The 302-nt window shown below is 48.3% G+C and carries 1 tRNA gene; it reads right to left on the minus strand.

The window, feature by feature from the left end:
• Positions 1-206 precede the first annotated feature (206 nt).
• Positions 207-282: transfer RNA gene (locus G3N94_RS43360), tRNA-Ala, on the minus strand.
• Positions 283-302 lie beyond the last annotated feature (20 nt).

The raw sequence follows: 302 nt of genomic DNA on the forward strand, positions 1-302 counted from the left end.
AGTTCGAATCATCTTGAGATACATCGATACAATCACAACCCGGATAGTTTCCACGTCCATCTCATAGACGCTTCCGCTATCCAAATTACTTACTTCTTCCAGATTGTTAAAGAACGACAGCCGATATGGTGTTACTCATATCACTCTGACTGGCTCAATCGCCAATGACAAAAATTCGACCACGTCGAACGCTTGTCATTGAAGATTGGTGGAGGCAGACGGGATCGAACCGACGACCCCCTGCTTGCAAAGCAGGTGCTCTCCCAGCTGAGCTATGCCCCCATGAGTACAGATGCCTCAGG

Origin of the sequence: Burkholderia sp. Ac-20353, from assembly GCF_017104785.1 — a bacterium.
Lineage (GTDB): Bacteria > Pseudomonadota > Gammaproteobacteria > Burkholderiales > Burkholderiaceae > Burkholderia.